General features: G+C 53.2%; 20 protein-coding genes. 6 read left to right on the top strand and 14 right to left on the bottom strand.

All coding sequences use genetic code 11. From position 1 onward, the window contains the following. Positions 1-34: 34 nt before the first annotated feature. Complete coding sequence (fadR, locus tag QSK07_RS04095; protein WP_285720519.1) at positions 35-754, bottom strand: fatty acid metabolism transcriptional regulator FadR; 720 nt, start codon at positions 752-754, stop codon at positions 35-37. Positions 755-838: 84 nt separating this feature from the next. After that, positions 839-1051, bottom strand: coding sequence for a hypothetical protein (locus QSK07_RS04090; protein ID WP_285720518.1), 213 nt, complete (start codon positions 1049-1051; stop codon positions 839-841). Between the two features lie 173 nt (positions 1052-1224). Between QSK07_RS04090 and dsbB the strand changes: the two genes are divergently transcribed. Beyond that, positions 1225-1755: a disulfide bond formation protein DsbB gene (gene dsbB, locus QSK07_RS04085; protein ID WP_013358077.1), complete on the top strand. Its 531-nt coding sequence runs from the start codon at positions 1225-1227 to the stop codon at positions 1753-1755. A gap of 72 nt (positions 1756-1827) precedes the next feature. On the opposite strand, the gene ycgN is transcribed toward dsbB, so the two are convergent. From ycgN to QSK07_RS04070, 3 genes are all read right to left on the bottom strand, one after another. After that, on the bottom strand, positions 1828-2274 hold the full coding sequence (gene ycgN, locus QSK07_RS04080; protein ID WP_013358078.1) for a cysteine cluster protein YcgN: 447 nt from the start codon (positions 2272-2274) through the stop codon (positions 1828-1830). Between the two features lie 65 nt (positions 2275-2339). After that, positions 2340-2999 carry a fumarylacetoacetate hydrolase family protein gene (locus QSK07_RS04075; RefSeq protein ID WP_285720517.1) on the bottom strand — a complete coding sequence of 220 codons (660 nt, stop codon included), beginning with the start codon at positions 2997-2999 and terminating at the stop codon, positions 2340-2342. A 317-nt stretch (positions 3000-3316) separates the two neighbouring features. After that, positions 3317-3592 carry a YcgL domain-containing protein gene (locus tag QSK07_RS04070; protein ID WP_003852719.1) on the bottom strand — a complete coding sequence of 92 codons (276 nt, stop codon included), beginning with the start codon at positions 3590-3592 and terminating at the stop codon, positions 3317-3319. A 155-nt stretch (positions 3593-3747) separates the two neighbouring features. Between QSK07_RS04070 and minC the strand changes: the two genes are divergently transcribed. The 3 genes from minC to minE are packed head-to-tail and all read left to right on the top strand — an operon-like array spanning position 3748 to position 5580. After that, on the top strand, positions 3748-4461 hold the full coding sequence (minC, locus tag QSK07_RS04065; protein ID WP_285720516.1) for a septum site-determining protein MinC: 714 nt from the start codon (positions 3748-3750) through the stop codon (positions 4459-4461). A 33-nt stretch (positions 4462-4494) separates the two neighbouring features. Further along, entirely contained in the window at positions 4495-5307 is an 813-nt protein-coding gene (gene minD, locus QSK07_RS04060) for a septum site-determining protein MinD (protein ID WP_003852716.1), read from the top strand. A 3-nt stretch (positions 5308-5310) separates the two neighbouring features. Further along, positions 5311-5580, top strand: a complete 270-nt coding sequence (gene minE / locus QSK07_RS04055; RefSeq protein ID WP_008925314.1) for a cell division topological specificity factor MinE — start codon at positions 5311-5313, stop codon at positions 5578-5580. A 53-nt stretch (positions 5581-5633) separates the two neighbouring features. Here the strand turns inward: minE and rnd are convergent, their stop codons facing one another. From rnd to QSK07_RS04015, 8 genes are all read right to left on the bottom strand, one after another. Further along, on the bottom strand, positions 5634-6755 hold the full coding sequence (rnd, locus tag QSK07_RS04050) for a ribonuclease D (protein WP_098050339.1): 1122 nt from the start codon (positions 6753-6755) through the stop codon (positions 5634-5636). Between the two features lie 98 nt (positions 6756-6853). Continuing rightward, positions 6854-8530 carry a long-chain-fatty-acid--CoA ligase FadD gene (gene fadD / locus QSK07_RS04045; protein ID WP_285720515.1) on the bottom strand — a complete coding sequence of 559 codons (1677 nt, stop codon included), beginning with the start codon at positions 8528-8530 and terminating at the stop codon, positions 6854-6856. A 206-nt stretch (positions 8531-8736) separates the two neighbouring features. Next, positions 8737-9333: a Slp family lipoprotein gene (locus QSK07_RS04040; RefSeq protein ID WP_285720514.1), complete on the bottom strand. Its 597-nt coding sequence runs from the start codon at positions 9331-9333 to the stop codon at positions 8737-8739. A gap of 60 nt (positions 9334-9393) precedes the next feature. Then, complete coding sequence (gene tsaB / locus QSK07_RS04035) at positions 9394-10092, bottom strand: tRNA (adenosine(37)-N6)-threonylcarbamoyltransferase complex dimerization subunit type 1 TsaB (protein ID WP_285720513.1); 699 nt, start codon at positions 10090-10092, stop codon at positions 9394-9396. A gap of 44 nt (positions 10093-10136) precedes the next feature. Further along, complete coding sequence (yoaA, locus tag QSK07_RS04030) at positions 10137-12053, bottom strand: DNA repair helicase YoaA (protein WP_098050335.1); 1917 nt, start codon at positions 12051-12053, stop codon at positions 10137-10139. Positions 12054-12455: 402 nt separating this feature from the next. Then, complete coding sequence (locus tag QSK07_RS04025; RefSeq protein WP_352230958.1) at positions 12456-12785, bottom strand: carbonic anhydrase family protein; 330 nt, start codon at positions 12783-12785, stop codon at positions 12456-12458. Beyond that, positions 12758-13024: a hypothetical protein gene (locus QSK07_RS04020; RefSeq protein WP_285720512.1), complete on the bottom strand. Its 267-nt coding sequence runs from the start codon at positions 13022-13024 to the stop codon at positions 12758-12760. The genes QSK07_RS04025 and QSK07_RS04020 overlap by 28 nt, the downstream gene beginning before the upstream one ends. A 644-nt stretch (positions 13025-13668) precedes the next feature. Beyond that, on the bottom strand, positions 13669-13836 hold the full coding sequence (locus QSK07_RS04015) for a hypothetical protein (protein ID WP_275219328.1): 168 nt from the start codon (positions 13834-13836) through the stop codon (positions 13669-13671). Positions 13837-14178: 342 nt separating this feature from the next. Between QSK07_RS04015 and QSK07_RS04010 the strand changes: the two genes are divergently transcribed. Next, positions 14179-14538: a hypothetical protein gene (locus tag QSK07_RS04010; protein WP_098050334.1), complete on the top strand. Its 360-nt coding sequence runs from the start codon at positions 14179-14181 to the stop codon at positions 14536-14538. Positions 14539-14605: 67 nt separating this feature from the next. After that, positions 14606-14950 carry a RidA family protein gene (locus QSK07_RS04005; protein WP_098050333.1) on the top strand — a complete coding sequence of 115 codons (345 nt, stop codon included), beginning with the start codon at positions 14606-14608 and terminating at the stop codon, positions 14948-14950. A gap of 12 nt (positions 14951-14962) precedes the next feature. Here the strand turns inward: QSK07_RS04005 and QSK07_RS04000 are convergent, their stop codons facing one another. Then, positions 14963-15157: a YoaH family protein gene (locus QSK07_RS04000; RefSeq protein WP_013358092.1), complete on the bottom strand. Its 195-nt coding sequence runs from the start codon at positions 15155-15157 to the stop codon at positions 14963-14965. Between the last annotated feature and the right edge of the window lie 67 nt (positions 15158-15224).

The raw sequence follows: 15224 nt of genomic DNA, 5'->3' as shown, positions 1-15224 counted from the left end.
AAAAACAAAAAACCGGACGCGATGTCCGGTTTTTTTATCGTTTATTGCCGAGGTCGTCTGGCAGGTTCTTCTGCATACTGTGCCAGATTTCGCCGCTGCGGCGGCCATAGTTGCGCACCACGTCTACAATCTCATCCTGTCCTGGCTCTTTGTCGCACAGCGCCAGAAGGGTCAGATAGAAATCCCGCGCAACCTGACGCGCTTCCGCACTGGAAAAGTAGTGACGACCCACCCGGGTATAGAGGCCTTTCAGGCCATTGAGGATCAGACCGTAAATCGGATTGCCTGATGCAAATGCCAGACCGCGGAACACCCGGTAGTCGAGCTCGGTATAGGCATCAGCCTGATCGGCTGCGGCACATACCGTTTCCAGCACTTCACGCGCCTTGTCAGGATGATGGCGCAGCGCACGGCTGATAAAAATCGATGAAATGTTGCTGCGGACTGACAGCAGGTTGTCAATCAGCACCGGCACACTGTCGTGATCGAGGCGGGCAAGGGTTTCCAGAATATTCAGGCCGGATGTCTCCCAGAAATCGTTCACGCGCGTCGGTTTGCCGTGCTGAATCGTCAGCCAGCCGTCACGCGCCAGGCGCTGTAACACCTCACGCAAGGTGGTACGCGTTACCCCAATCAATTCAGAAAGCTCACGCTCAGCAGGAAGAATCGATCCGGGCGGAAAGCGACTGTTCCAGATGCTTTCAATAATATACTCTTCAGCAAATCCCGCTGGACTCTGAGCCTTTATAACCATAGCAATGTGTTCTCGTTGCTTTTCTAATCATGATGGGGACTCATCATACCAGACGCCCTATAGCGGATATAGCCTGCGTAACCATTAAAACCGGGCGCGGGCGCATATTTCAGACTGGCTGCCGGCGAACGCTGCTGTTATAAGACGATGGCCGAATGCACATTTTTCTGCGCCGGAACATTCAGTCTCAAAAGCAGCAGAAAATCTTCCTGAAAGCACAGCATGCGGGTTGCGAATAGCCTGCACTTGCCGTTTCGCTTTCTGCCGATTACAGCCGGTTTTTTTTAACGTCGCCATCTTCCTGCTGTTTACTGAGCAGACATCAGCTGGTGGGCCTCCGCTGATCTTCCTGTAACCTGTTCTGGATCAGAATCAGGTCATGTTTGCACACGATTTTTCCCTGTTCCTGGCTGGTTTGCCCGCGCTTTTGGTTTACACTGCGTGGCATTAACGTTTACAGGGAATGCAATATGTTGCGATATCTGAATCAATGTTCTCGTGGTCGGGGAGCCTGGTTATTACTGGCACTGACGGCGCTTGCACTGGAATTGACGGCACTCTTCTTTCAGCACGTAATGGGATTAAAGCCCTGCGTGATGTGTATTTATGAACGCAATGCGCTGTTTGGTGTGCTGGGCGCGGGTCTGGTCGGTGCGATTGCGCCGAAATCACCGCTGCGTCTGGGTGCTCTGGCGTTATGGATCTATAGTGCCTGGGAGGGCCTGCGTCTCTCTTATGAACATACGATGATTCAGCTGCATCCAAACCCGTTTACGACCTGTGATTTTGCTGCCCGCTTTCCCAGCGGATTGCCACTGGATAAGTGGTTGCCGTCAGTGTTTCTGGCCAGCGGCGACTGTGCAGAACGCAGCTGGACTTTCCTGACGCTCAGCATGCCGCAGTGGATGATTGGGGTGTTTGCCGGTTATCTGCTGGTCGCCGTGCTGGTACTGATTGCTCAACCTTTCAAACCTAAGCGTCGCGATCTCTTTGGTCGCTGACACGAAACGTTGCTGAGATCAAAAAAGGCTGCCACTGGCAGCCTTTTTACGTTTCAGATGACGCCGTGACGATTAGCCGTTGCGATCGGGGCGATCGATAATGTGATCTTCCCAGTCCCGCACTTCACTCTCCCGCACCGCAATATAACGCACCGAAATTCGCTGCGCATGCATCGCGGTTTTCGAACCGGCCCGCAGCGGATGCCAGACCGGCAATCCTTTGCCCTCACCCAGCAACCGGTAGGCGCAGGTGCGCGGCAGCCAGTTGAAGGTGGTCAGATTTTCGCGCGTCAGTTTGATGCAATCCTCTTCTAATTCGAAGCGGCGCTCATAGTTACGGCACTGGCAGGTTTTAATATTGAGCTGATTGCAGGCGACGTTGGTGAAGTAAATCTCATCCGTGTCAGCGTCCTGCAACTTGTTCAGGCAACACTGGCCACAACCATCACACAAGGATTCCCATTCCTCATCGCTCATTTGTGCCAGGCGTTTTTGTTGCCAGAAAGGGGTGTCAGTCATGATGATTTGTCCGGGTTGTGCCTGAAACGCACCTTATAAAGCCTATGCTGCGGTGATGCAAGTTTTTAGAGTACGCGCGTGCTGATGCCGTGACCCGCCAGTGACACTTCCAGCTTGTCACCCGAGCGCATCGGACCCACACCCTCAGGTGTCCCGGTCAGAATGACATCGCCTGCACGCAGCGTAAAATAGTGGCTCATATGAGCAATCAGCGGCAGAATTTTGTGAATCATATCGGCGGTGTTGCCGTGCTGACGCACATCTCCGTTTACCACCAGCTTAAGCTCGACATTCTGTGGATCATCACTGAATTCGGCTACCGGGATGAAACCGGAGATGGGACAGGCGTTATCAAAGCCTTTAGATTTTTCCCATGGCTGGCCCGCTTTTTTCAGCCCGGACTGCAGGTCACGCAGCGTCAGGTCCAGCGCCACGCCATAGCCTGCAATCGCCTTAGCCACGTGTTCTTCACTCGCCTGTTTCAGCGTCGCACCAATCAACACCGCCAGTTCGACTTCGTGATGAACTTCGCCAAAAGCGTCGGGAACGGAGAGTGGCTGGCGCAAATCACACAATGCCGTTTCCGGTTTAATAAAGATTACCGGTTCAGTAGGCGTCGCACTGCCCATCTCTTTAATATGTTTTGCATAATTACTGCCGACGCAAACCACTTTGCTGACCGGAAAATCTAACAGAGCGCCTTGCCAGTTATGATGCTGATACATGCTCATCCCCTGTTCAGGTTAGGTGTGATGCCAGCGCGGCTGGCGGGTTAATGTTTGCTGATGCATTGATCGGAATGCCAGCAACAGAGCGTGATAATAAGATGCTTTTAACCATCCGGGGGGCGGAATTTGTCAAAAAGCGTAAACGTTACCCCTGGCATGCTGAATAATCGTACAAATAGGGTGTAAATATGTGGACTGGGTATTTAAACAGGGGTGGAGCAGATAAGCTGCGCCGTTAATTTTGCGCAGCTTCAGAGCAATATTAGCCCTGCAGTATCGCACTAACAGGATTTATATTTACAGAAGAATCCGAGTTAAACTTTTTTATCGGCCTCTAAGTGAATTTTTAGCAGACTTTCAATCGGCGGTGGAAGCTGTAAATAATAACCCTGCTCGCTCAATCCCTGCTTAACTTTATTGATATCCGCATTAGCCAGCCTATCGCGGCCCGCCAGCTTTAGCACCATCGCCAGCTGCGGCTTGCCAAATCCCTTCAGCAATTCTTCCGGAACGCGCGAGAAATCGTCCTTTTTTTCAACATAGAGATAAGTCTGGTCACGTAACGGGCTTCTGTAGATCACACAAAACATATTTTTTACTCGAATTAACCGGCGTTGAGGCTTGTCTGAATATAGCTGTAACTATAACATGCTTGCAGAACTTCGAATATTCACCGTTAGCGCTTCAGCGATAGTTTTATCATCGTCAGGTTAGCGGTAGTGAAAACAGGACTGAGTCGGGACAGATGTCGCAAACGCCAATCGAATTCAAAGGTAGCAGTTTCACCCTGTCTGTCGTCCATTTGCATCATCATGACCCTGCGGTGATTCGCAAGGCGCTCCAGGACAAGATTGACCAGGCTCCCGATTTCCTGAAAAACGCCCCGGTGGTGCTTAACGTCGCCGCATTGAGTGCCGATGTTAACTGGAAACAGCTGCAGCAGGCGATTCTTGCTACCGGTTTACGCATTGTCGGCGTAAGCGGCTGCAAAGATGAAGCATTGAAACGCATGATCGCCCGTGCAGGGCTGCCGGTACTGGCAGAAGGCAAAGAGGCCAGACCGCGTGCCGAGGTACCGCAGCCGGCCCCCGCTCCTGAACCGCAGCCGGTTGTAACCGAGACGGCAGCAGCGAAAACCCGCATCGTGAACACCCCGGTGCGCTCGGGCCAGCAGATTTATGCGCGTGACGCCGACTTAATTATCACCAGCAGCGTCAGTGCCGGTGCCGAACTGGTCGCCGATGGCAACATTCATATTTACGGCATGATGCGCGGTCGAGCCCTGGCAGGTGCCAGCGGCGATCGCAACTGCCAGATTTTCTGTACTAACCTGGCTGCCGAGCTGGTCTCGATTGCCGGGGAATACTGGATCATGGATCAGATCCCGCAAGAATTTTTTGGTAAAGCTGCGCGCCTGTGCCTGCAGGATGGCGCGCTGACTATCCAGACACTTAATTAGGCCCCTTTTCTTTTGTTAAGGAAATCAACATTTATGGCACGCATTATTGTAGTTACATCCGGTAAAGGGGGCGTTGGTAAGACCACGTCAAGCGCGGCCATCGCCACCGGTTTAGCGCAGAAAGGCAAAAAGACGGTCGTTATCGACTTTGATATCGGTCTGCGTAACCTGGATTTGATCATGGGCTGCGAACGCCGTGTGGTCTACGACTTCGTTAACGTTATCCAGGGCGATGCCACGCTGAACCAAGCGCTGATTCGCGACAAACGCACTGAGCAACTCTACATTCTGCCGGCATCGCAGACCCGCGATAAAGATGCCCTGACCCGTGAAGGTGTTGAGAAGGTCCTGAACGATTTAGCCGCAATGGAGTTCGATTTCATCGTCTGCGACTCACCGGCAGGGATTGAAACGGGCGCACTGATGGCGCTCTACTTTGCTGATGAAGCCATCATCACCACCAACCCGGAAGTCTCTTCTGTCCGCGACTCCGACCGCATCCTCGGCATCATCTCCTCTAAATCCCGCCGCGCTGAAAACAGTCAGGACCCGGTGAAGGAGCATCTGCTGCTGACCCGTTATAACCCTGGCCGGGTAAACCGTGGCGATATGCTGAGCATGGAAGATGTGCTGGAAATTCTGCGCATTCCTCTGGTCGGCGTGATCCCTGAAGATCAATCGGTGTTACGTGCCTCTAACCAGGGCGAGCCGGTGATTCTTGACGGCGAATCTGATGCTGGCAAAGCCTATGCCGATACCGTTGAACGGTTACTCGGTGAAGTACGCCCCTTCCGCTTTATCGAAGAAGAGAAGAAGGGTTTCCTGAAACGCCTGTTCGGGGGATAAACCATGGCATTACTTGATTTCTTTTTATCCCGGAAGAAGAACACTGCCAACATAGCCAAGGAACGGCTGCAGATTATCGTGGCAGAACGGAGAAGGGGCGACAGTGAGCCCCACTATCTTCCGCAACTTAAGCGCGACATTCTGGAAGTGATTTGCAGATATGTGAAGATCGATCCGGAAATGGTCACGGTACAGCTCGATCAGAAAGGTGATGACATCTCGATTCTGGAGCTGAACGTCACGCTGCCGGAAACGGATGAAGTGACTAAATGACGCTGACCGTTTCCTGAATTTCCCCTGCGCATTGGCAGGGGAAATTTAACCGGTTAACACCCCGCGAGAATGTCCTCAATGCCGGGTTTCAGCAGTTCGCCCCGCCATCCGGTCATTAGCTCCGGCTGACGTCCCTGTGGCTTCAGGCCCCAGTGCAGGCTTAACACCTGATTAATCTGACGTCGCGATGCCAGTAACTCCTGGCTGAATCCGCTCTGCTCGCTTACCAGCTGCACCAGCGCCTTCATCGCCTTAAACACCTGCTTGTAGTGCGGATGGTCGATCAGATTACCCAGCGGAGCTGGCAGTTCATTCTCGTCAAGCGCCTCCGCTTCGGCCACCAGCGCCACCAGCGTTTTGCCGTGGAAACGGATTTCGTGGCCTGACAGCCCCAGATGATCCAGCTCTCCCAGAGAGCCAGGCATAAAGCGCGCCACTTTCCACAGATGCTCTTCGCGCACCACAAAATTAACCGCCATATCCTTTTCACGCGCCAGCTTCAGACGCCAGGCCGCAAGCCGTTGCAGTGCCGCCAGCTGACGCGGACGCAGTTGCCAGGCGTTGGTGATATCACGCCAGGCTTCATCCGGTGCCACACTGTCGAGACGGCGCTGACAAAGGTTATCGCACTCACTGAGTGCCGCCGCCATGTTGCCAGCCTCTTCCGTGTTCATCATCAGCTGACGGGCAATTGGCAGCAGATAATGAACGTCCGCCGCCGCATACTCGCACTGACGCTGAGTCAAAGGGCGAGCCAGCCAATCGGTACGTGATTCACTTTTATCCAGTTCGACCTGCGTGAAATGCGCCACCATGGAAGCAAAGCCCCAGGAGAGTGGCTGGCCGGAGAAGGCTGCCAGAATCTGGGTGTCGATCATCGGCGTCGGCAGCACGCCGAACCGGTGCAGGAAGACTTCCAAATCTTCGCCTCCGGCATGCAGGAATTTAGTCACGCTGGTGTCGGTCAGTAGGGCAATAAACGGTGACCAGTCACGGATATTCAGCGGGTCAATCAGCACCAGCTGGTGATCGTCGAACAGCTGGATCAGGCCAAGCTGAGGGTAGTAGGTGCGGGTGCGGACAAATTCGGTGTCCAGTGCTACCGCTGCATGCTGGCGGGCTTTCTGGCACACGTCAGCCAGTTGTTCATCCTGGTCAATTAGGGAATAGTTCACGTCTGATTTCCACCGCAGCCAACAACGCGCGGCGCTCCATGTTAAACACAATAAAAACGCCGGACATGCCGGCGTTCAACCTCAATTCTTATACAGATTCAGTTCGCGTCAGGCTTCGCCTCGTCGCGCAGCTCACGTCGCAGGATCTTGCCCACATTGGTTTTTGGTAATTCATCACGAAACTCAATGATTTTTGGTACCTTGTAACCGGTCAGCTGGCGACGGCAGTGATCGAGCACCTCTTCTTTGGTCAGCGACGCCTCTTTTTTCACGATGCAGACTTTTACCGCTTCACCTGACAGATCGCTGGGTACGCCAATTGCTGAGGCTTCACGCACTTTCGGGTGCTGCATCAGCACATCTTCGATCTCATTCGGATAGACATTAAAGCCTGAGACCAGAATCATATCTTTTTTGCGGTCTACGATGCGAATAAACCCTTCCTCGTCAACGGTAACAATATCACCGCTGTGGAGCCAGCCATTTTTTAGGACTTCCGCTGTCGCTTCCGGATGCTGCCAGTAGCCCAGCATCACCTGCGGACCGCTGATACAAAGTTCGCCCGGCTCTCCCGGCGGCACGTCGTTTCCGGCATCATCCAGAATGCGTACGTCGGTTGAAGGAACCGGCAGGCCGATACTGCCCGTATGGCAGCTGATGTCATACGGATTGACTGATACCAGCGGCGAACATTCGGTCAGGCCGTAGCCTTCCAGCAGATAGTGTCCGGTAAGCTTTTCCCAGCGCTCAGCCACCACTTTCTGCACCGCCATTCCGCCACCCGCAGAGAGACGCAGCGTTGAAAAATCGAGTTTATTGAACTGCTCATCGTTGAGCAGCGCATTAAACAGCGTGTTCACGCCGGTAATTGCAGTAAACGGCACTTTACCCAGCTCCTTAACGAATCCGGGAATATCACGGGGATTGGTGATCAACAGATTCTGACCGCCAAGCTCCAGGAAAAGCAGGCCATTCACGGTTAAGGCGAAGATGTGGTAAAGCGGCAGCGCGGTGACGACAAATTCTTTTCCGTCACGCAGCACCTTGCCGTAGGTCGCGCGGGTCTGCTCCAGGTTCGCCTGCATGTTGCGATGGGTCAGCATCGCCCCTTTTGCCACGCCGGTGGTGCCACCGGTGTATTGCAGGAAGGCGAGATCGTCATTCGAGACCGTCGGTCGTCGATAATTGAGCGTGTCACCCACTTCCAGTACCTGACGAAACGAAATGGCGCCCGGTAAATGGTATTTCGGCACCAGCTTCTTCACATACTTGACGACAAAGTTAACCAGTGTGGCTTTAATCGGTGCCAGCTGATCGCCCATCCGGGTCAGGATGACATGCCGCACAGCGGTTTCCGCCACGACTTTTTCCAGGGTATGCGCAAAATTAGAGACGATTACGATGGCGCTGGCACCACTGTCATTGAGCTGATGCTTCAGCTCACGCGGTGTGTAGAGCGGATTCACATTGACCACCACCATACCGGCACGCAGCACACCAAACAGAGCCACCGGATACTGCAGTAAGTTAGGCATCATCAGCGCTACCCGGTCACCTGCTTTCAGGCCCAACTGGTGCTGGAGATAAGCAGCAAAGGCACGGCTCTTCTCTTCCAGCTGACGATAACTCATCTTCTGACCCATGTTCAGGAACGCAGGTTGTTCGGCGTAGCGTGTTGCTGCCTGCTCAAACAGATCCACCAGCGAGGTGTAACGATCTGCACTTATTTCGGCAGGCACATCTGCCGGGTAGCGTTTCAGCCAAACCTTATTCAAGGATCCACCCCGATAATTATGTTGTATTTCCATCGCTGCCTCAGCCAATCTGGTTTGTTAACAATATTTTAACTGATTGTACCAGTTTGCCTGTTTCGGCATGTTGAGGTTGCGAAGTGCATCACTAAATTTCGTGCCGGGAAAACAGGCCAATAAAAAGCCCGGTAGCGAGCACCGCGACCGGGCTGGATAAATCATGTTTGCACTTATTCGGTCAGGATGGTCTGCACCTCTGAAGGTCCGGTATTAACCATTCCCCAATAGGGATTAGGCCCCCAGTATCCGCCGCGATGACGGGTCGGACCATACCAGATCCAGAGATCCATCGGCTGCGGCGGTGCTGTTACCTGCTGGGCAATCCGCCAGCGCTGATAACCGCGCACATCGATGACCACAAATTTGTAATCGGCCTCACCAATTTTACCCTGCTCCGTGCTCGTCAGCGTACCCAGCACGGTAACGTACTGATTTCTGACATCCACCGGATCAACAAAACCGTGTATGTCAGCATAAATCCGGCCAACCGAGGCCGCACCCAGACGCGGTCTGGCGCTCTCATCCAACGGCTGTGCCGCAATCTCAAGCCGGGTTTTGCCGTTCAGGTTAGTGACATTCACCACCTTGCCGCCAAAGCGCGACTCCTGCCCGACAAAGAGCGAGGGATCGCTCATCACCCGCAACAGATCCTGCTGCGGCTGAGGTGAGCTGCCCTGCAGCGTGTCAGGAATGGAGACACAGCCGGTTAACGCCATTACACAGGTCAGCAGCAGACCTGAAAGCCCTTTACCACACATTGACGACATAAACGTTCTCCCGTTAGGTAAAGACTTAGACTGGACGTATAACAATAAGTTGCGTGTATTTTACCGGCCAGGTAATTTTTTCCAGGCAACTTCATTTCGCAGATACGTCGGTTCCGCCGTCTCTGGCAGCAGCGTATTTCCCTGCGCCAGCGCCAGAGTCGCCAGTGGCAGCATATCCTGAGCGGCGGGCAGTGTAACGTCGCTGGCGTTCAGGGTCAGATCGTGTCCCTGCTGCAAGGCTGGATAGGCCTGCCAGCCGGTGCCGGCGGTCATCCAGCCGCCAGAAAGCACCTGCATCCGGGCGAGTGCTGCCTCGGGTGACAGCACGCTTTCACTGGCCTCACCCTGCCAGGCACCCTGCTCATCACGCTGATATTCGGCCCAGTAAACCTCGCCCATCCGCGCATCGATAGCGGTTAAGACCCGGGTTGCCCCGTGCAGACGCCAGGCCCCTTCCGCCAGCGTCGCCAGGGTGGAAACGGCGATCATCGGCAGTGATGCACCCAGTGCCAGTCCCTGCGCAATACCAATACCGATTCGCACGCCGGTAAAACTACCAGGCCCCCGGCCAAAGGCAAGCGCGTCCAGCTCGGTCAGCTCCAGCTGCTGCGCCAGCAGCAGCTCCTCGACCAGCGGCAGAATACGCTGCGTATGATCGCGCGGAGCAATCTCGAATCGGGCATCAATCTGTTGCTGATTCAGCAAGGCGGCTGAACAGGCTTCTGTCGCCGTATCCAGCGCTAAAATTCGGGCTGACATGACTACCTCAGAAGAAAGAAAACGGCGCGCATCTTAGCATAAAATTATGCGTCTGGTTCGGGTTGCTGGCGGATAAAGGCGATGGCACGGGCAATGTCCCTGGTGCGCGGTGTCGGCGGCAGGCTGTTGAGAAACAGCGCGCCATAAGGCCGTGAGACCAGACGCTGATCGCAAATGACCAGCACACCACGATCGTCCGTATCACGTATCAGACGGCCTACACCCTGTTTCAGGGTGATCACCGCATCCGGCAACTGCACATCCGCAAAGGGATCGCCGCCGCGAATCCGGCAATCTTCCATTCGGGCTTTGAGCAGCGGATCTTCCGGTGAGGTGAACGGCAGTTTGTCGATGATCACCAGCGACAGCGCATCACCCCGCACGTCCACCCCTTCCCAGAAGCTGCTGGTCGCCACCAGCAGAGCATTGCCCTTTTCGATGAACTGTTTCAGTAACTGGCCTTTGCTGGTTTCACCCTGCACCAGCACCGGCAGAGTCATAGAGGCGCGAAACTCTGCGGCCAGCTCTCGCATCATCAGATGCGAAGTACAGAGGAAGAAACAGCGGCCTTTATTGGCATCGATCAGCGGTTTCATCATCGCGGCCAGCTGGCGAGCGCCACCGGGACGATTAGGTTCGGGGAGATTGCGCGGAACACAAAGCAAAGCCTGCTTCGCAAAGTCGAACGGGCTGTTCAGAATCAGACTTTTTGCTGCATTCACACCCAGTCGTTCAGCGAAGTGGGCCATTTTCTCATCCACCGCCAGTGTCGCCGAGGTGAAAATCCACGCCGCCTTGCGGTTATCCATCACCTCACGAAAACGTTCCGCTACCGAGAGCGGCGTTAGCGCCAGGATGAAGTGGCGTGAAGTGCATTCATACCAGTAGCTGTAGCCCGGCTCGTTGATCGCCCGCAGCCGTTTTAACCGGGTGCGATAAAGCGCGGCACGCTCAAAGGCGGCATCCAGCAGGGCTGAACGACCCAGAGAAAGTTTGATGACGTCGTAACAGAGCTCCAGCGCATCATCCAGCAGGGTGAACATACGCAATATCTGATTATCACTGAGCAGTTCACGCAGATTTCCGCGATAGCCTGGATCGCCTAATGCCAGGCGGAAATCCTGCGCGCACTGCGCCAGGCGGTCAGCGGATTTCTGCAGCTGCTGGGCATCGCGCACTTCGGTGCGGTAGGCGGTAATAATATCTTTGGCGAGATCGAGTAACTGACGGCTGGAGAGTTGCTGACCAAAATACTGACTGGCGATGTCAGGTAACTGATGGGCTTCGTCAAAGATCATCACATCCGCTTCGGGAATCAGTTCACCGAAGCCGCCCTCTTTCACCACCAGGTCGGCAAGAAACAGGTGGTGGTTAACCACTACCACATCGGCGTCCATGGCGCGCTTACGCGCTTTAACCACGAAGCACTCTTTATAGCGCGGGCAATCGGTGCCGAGGCAGTTATCGTTAGTGCTGGTCACCAGCGGCCAGACCGGACTGTCTTCGGTGACGCCCGCACAGCTGCTGATGTCGCCATCTTCAGTCTGTGATGACCAGCTACGCAGCGTCACCAGGTCAGTCAGAACCTGTACGGTGAGATCGCCGCCTGCCATAGATTGCTGTTCCATGCGTTCCAGACAGAGATAGTTGGAACGTCCTTTCAGTAAGGCAGTTTTTCCTTTGAACTTTAGCGCCCTGATCATCGTGGGCAGATCGCGGGCATAAAGCTGATCCTGCAGCGCTTTGGATCCAGTGGAGACAATCACTTTTTTACCGGCCCGCAAAGCGGGTGCCAGGTAAGCATAGGTTTTACCGGTCCCGGTGCCGGCTTCGACCACCAGTTCACCCTGCTGTTTTACGGCTTCAGATACCGCCTGCGCCATCTCACGTTGTGCTTCACGCGGCTTAAAGCCTGCGATCGCCAGCGCCAGAGCGCCATCCACTGCAAAATCGTCTGCCACATACCCTCACTAAGAACGGCAAAAACACTGTAATTATGTCAGTATTGGATTAACAAATCAAAATCGAAAAATATCAACCACTTATGATTTTCATGCCAATAACTAAAACGTATTATGTCAGCCGGATTTACAGCTGACAGACACAGAAAAGGCGGCCCGAAACCGCTTGAAAAGGACCCGTCTCGTTGCCGGTATGCCTGATGAAATATCAGTCATTTGCGCAGGCTGAAGAAGCGCTAAAAACCATCATTACTGAAAAATCATCCTGCCATTAAAATACTGCAGTGGACGATTATTGGTGGTTTTCAGCGCCTGCTTTAACGTTCGAGCTGCGCCTGAGAGCGTAACCAGCTCTTTCAGCACCGGCCAGCGAATACCTTGGCTGCAGGGTGGCGTTGTAAGTTAACCACTGAAGTGATAGTGATGAAGGTCTGCGGGAAAGAGTGCGCGTAAATCTACATGCCGGTTAATGTTTTCCTGTTTCGGCATTGCGTCAATTAATAGCACCAGTGCCGGATTCTCTTTACCAGCGTTAAATATCACCGCGACCACGGCCAGATCGCCATTCTCTTTGCTGTGAACAAAGTGGGCTTCAAGCGGAAACGTTTCTACGTTAATCTGTTTTTCACTCGGCGTATGAAAATGATACTGACGCAGTGTGAATTTTTCACCATCCAGAACAAAGTCATCTTCCTCATCAACGGTTACCCGAATGGTGTGACCATTATGAATAACCTTCTCAACGGATGTGTGATAAGCCAGATCAAGTGGCTGTAATTTCCCTCGATCAGATTTGTAATATCAATGGGCGACTGTGACTTGCCTTCGTGACACGTGTGGACGTCGCTTGTCAGTCCACTCCAGTGCGCCGGATCGGCTTTGCCTTCATAGCCCCAGTGCGGCTCTGCGGCAATGGCTGCGCTGACAAACGAAATCGTTATAACCAGACTTAACATTTTTAGTTGTTTCATTTTATCCCTGCTTAAAAAGCTAATGTGCGGCAGGAATACTATTCCTCTCAACTTTAAGTCAGCAAGATGACAAAATGCGGTTAATCAAAACAGGAATGAATAACGAACCTATAATTTCCATCAATGTTAATTTAATAAATATGACTTGCAGGATTTATATTTAAAATAACGGTTTTCGCGATAATTAAAATAGATTTCCTTCTTCAGGAAATAGACTCAGCAGCAAATCTGAAGAACAAATTGATTGGCAGGCTCAGAGATAAAACAGCGAAGAAAGAGGCGAATTGGTGCAGGCTACAGAAGTGAGAAACCGCAAAACTGCACGACTGGCGGTTTTGCGGTGTAAGCCTGAATCAGAAGAAAGGCACTTCGACAGATATCCCTTTCAGACAATTAAACATCCTTTTCTGACGGATCGTCTTCCTCATCCTCTTCTTCATCTTCCGGATAGATCTCAGCATCATCTGGCAGCGGTTCATCATAATCAGGACGTTCAGACATAATTACCTCCGGTGATAAATAGCAGTGCTGCTATTTCAACTGAGCATAGTTAACCGGCACCTGAGGCCGCACATTTTCCGCCTGAAATGTGAGCAAGGCGTGAAATTGCTGTAACAGTCTGAAAATGATCCGATTGCTCAGCGCTAGTGGTGTATGTAAAGCGCGCCCGCCAGCATAATGACGAACAGTACCGTAAACGTAATCACGCCCTGCTTACTGCCTTTGGATAACCCCACAAACGCCGCAATAACAATAAACAGCAGCGTCAATGCGCCAGCCATCACCCAAAACAGATACTGCGTATTCGCCATGTTCTCATCCTCGTCCTGTGGCGTTAACTTTCGGCAGATTTATACCATTTTTAAGCCATCAGCGCCCTCAATTCCGTGCCTTTGCCCGCCTGTTAACGTCATGGGCTGGCGAGTAACCTGTGACACCTCATTCAATCCTGCCAGGCCGACAGTGTGATGCAGTTATCAAATGCAGAGGAACGGCGCGAGGAAATAACCGCCCGGATTATAATGATTAAATCAGCTTACTGTTGGGATGTGGCACCCGTAGGCTGACGTGCTGAGACAGGCTTAACATTGCCGTTCAGGCGGTGTTATCCAGATGGCCTTAACCCGACTGCCTGACTCAGGCGGAGGCATGTTATGAACTATTACCGCATCTGTTCTCTGGCTGGCATGCTGCTGCTTTGTGGCTGCCAGGCTCCCACGCCTGATCAGGCTCGTCTGCAGCCCCCCATTTTTCAGGGTCAAAGCACCCGTACCGTTCCTCAGCTCAGCGACTGTATTTATCGTGGCTGGTCTACCACCAGCGTTATTGCCCGGGATAACACCACTCATACCCAGCCTGCAGGCAGCGAGATCAGCGTTTTTACCTGGGAAGATTCGATTTTTGCGGACGTCTCACCCCTAAGAAAAGGGGCCGATGTGAAATATTTCACCACCTTCCGGATGTCCCCGGATGTGATGGCGGACAGACAGGCGATTGTACAACGCTGCCTGTAAGGCGTCAGGGGTGACAGCAGTGTCGGGAGTGTGCCAGGCTAATGCGCAATTAACCAGGGAGAAACCGATGAGTATTACCCGCATTGACCCGGAACATCGCATGTCCGAAGCTGTTATTCATAACGACACTATCTACTACACCAGTGTGCCGGAGAATCTGGAGGCTGACGCAGAAGCGCAGACCGCTGATGCGCTGGCGGTGATTGATGCCATCCTGACCCGGCTCGGCAGCGATAAAAGCAGGATCCTTGATGCCACACTCTTTCTGGTGGATAAGGCTGATTTCCCCGCCATGAACCGGGCCTGGGACGCCTGGGTCTCACCGGGCAATGCACCGGTGCGCTGTACGGTTCAGGCCGGGCTGCTGAATCCAAAGTACAAAATCGAAATTAAAATCATCGCTGCACGCTAAAGACGTCGGGTGTTATTCCTCTTCGTTTTCTTCATCTTCGTCGTCGAATAACGCCCGAATCTGTTCGCCCTTGTGATTCTGACGGATTTCCTGCGCCACCTGGGCGATAGCTTCACCGCTCGATAACCCCCCCGTCATTAACTCCTGAATACGTTCGACGGCCTGCTGTTGCTGCTCATGTGAGAGAGCCGGTAATCCAATAAACATGTTCTACTCCTGCGTTGGGGCCGACAGTATCCCATGCGGAACTAACAGGTGCCAGTCGGGAAAAAAT

Origin of the sequence: Pantoea sp. QMID4 (assembly GCF_030270445.1) — a bacterium.
Lineage (GTDB): Bacteria > Pseudomonadota > Gammaproteobacteria > Enterobacterales > Enterobacteriaceae > Pantoea > Pantoea vagans.
The sequence above is the reverse complement of the archived record's forward strand: the minus strand, read 5'-3'. Positions and strand labels throughout refer to the sequence as shown.

Excerpts from the sequence above, each read along its gene's own strand:
- fadR (WP_285720519.1), bottom strand. The coding sequence starts at position 754 with ATGGTTATAAAGGCTCAGAGTCCAGCGGGATTTGCTGAAGAGTATATT.
- QSK07_RS04090 (WP_285720518.1), bottom strand. The coding sequence starts at position 1,051 with ATGGCGACGTTAAAAAAAACCGGCTGTAATCGGCAGAAAGCGAAACGG.
- dsbB (WP_013358077.1), top strand. The coding sequence starts at position 1,225 with ATGTTGCGATATCTGAATCAATGTTCTCGTGGTCGGGGAGCCTGGTTA.
- ycgN (WP_013358078.1), bottom strand. The coding sequence starts at position 2,274 with ATGACTGACACCCCTTTCTGGCAACAAAAACGCCTGGCACAAATGAGC.
- QSK07_RS04075 (WP_285720517.1), bottom strand. The coding sequence starts at position 2,999 with ATGTATCAGCATCATAACTGGCAAGGCGCTCTGTTAGATTTTCCGGTC.
- QSK07_RS04070 (WP_003852719.1), bottom strand. The coding sequence starts at position 3,592 with ATGTTTTGTGTGATCTACAGAAGCCCGTTACGTGACCAGACTTATCTC.
- minC (WP_285720516.1), top strand. The coding sequence starts at position 3,748 with ATGTCGCAAACGCCAATCGAATTCAAAGGTAGCAGTTTCACCCTGTCT.
- minD (WP_003852716.1), top strand. The coding sequence starts at position 4,495 with ATGGCACGCATTATTGTAGTTACATCCGGTAAAGGGGGCGTTGGTAAG.
- minE (WP_008925314.1), top strand. The coding sequence starts at position 5,311 with ATGGCATTACTTGATTTCTTTTTATCCCGGAAGAAGAACACTGCCAAC.
- QSK07_RS04040 (WP_285720514.1), bottom strand. The coding sequence starts at position 9,333 with ATGTCGTCAATGTGTGGTAAAGGGCTTTCAGGTCTGCTGCTGACCTGT.
- tsaB (WP_285720513.1), bottom strand. The coding sequence starts at position 10,092 with ATGTCAGCCCGAATTTTAGCGCTGGATACGGCGACAGAAGCCTGTTCA.
- QSK07_RS04020 (WP_285720512.1), bottom strand. The coding sequence starts at position 13,024 with ATGAAACAACTAAAAATGTTAAGTCTGGTTATAACGATTTCGTTTGTC.
- QSK07_RS04015 (WP_275219328.1), bottom strand. The coding sequence starts at position 13,836 with ATGGCGAATACGCAGTATCTGTTTTGGGTGATGGCTGGCGCATTGACG.
- QSK07_RS04010 (WP_098050334.1), top strand. The coding sequence starts at position 14,179 with ATGAACTATTACCGCATCTGTTCTCTGGCTGGCATGCTGCTGCTTTGT.
- QSK07_RS04005 (WP_098050333.1), top strand. The coding sequence starts at position 14,606 with ATGAGTATTACCCGCATTGACCCGGAACATCGCATGTCCGAAGCTGTT.
- QSK07_RS04000 (WP_013358092.1), bottom strand. The coding sequence starts at position 15,157 with ATGTTTATTGGATTACCGGCTCTCTCACATGAGCAGCAACAGCAGGCC.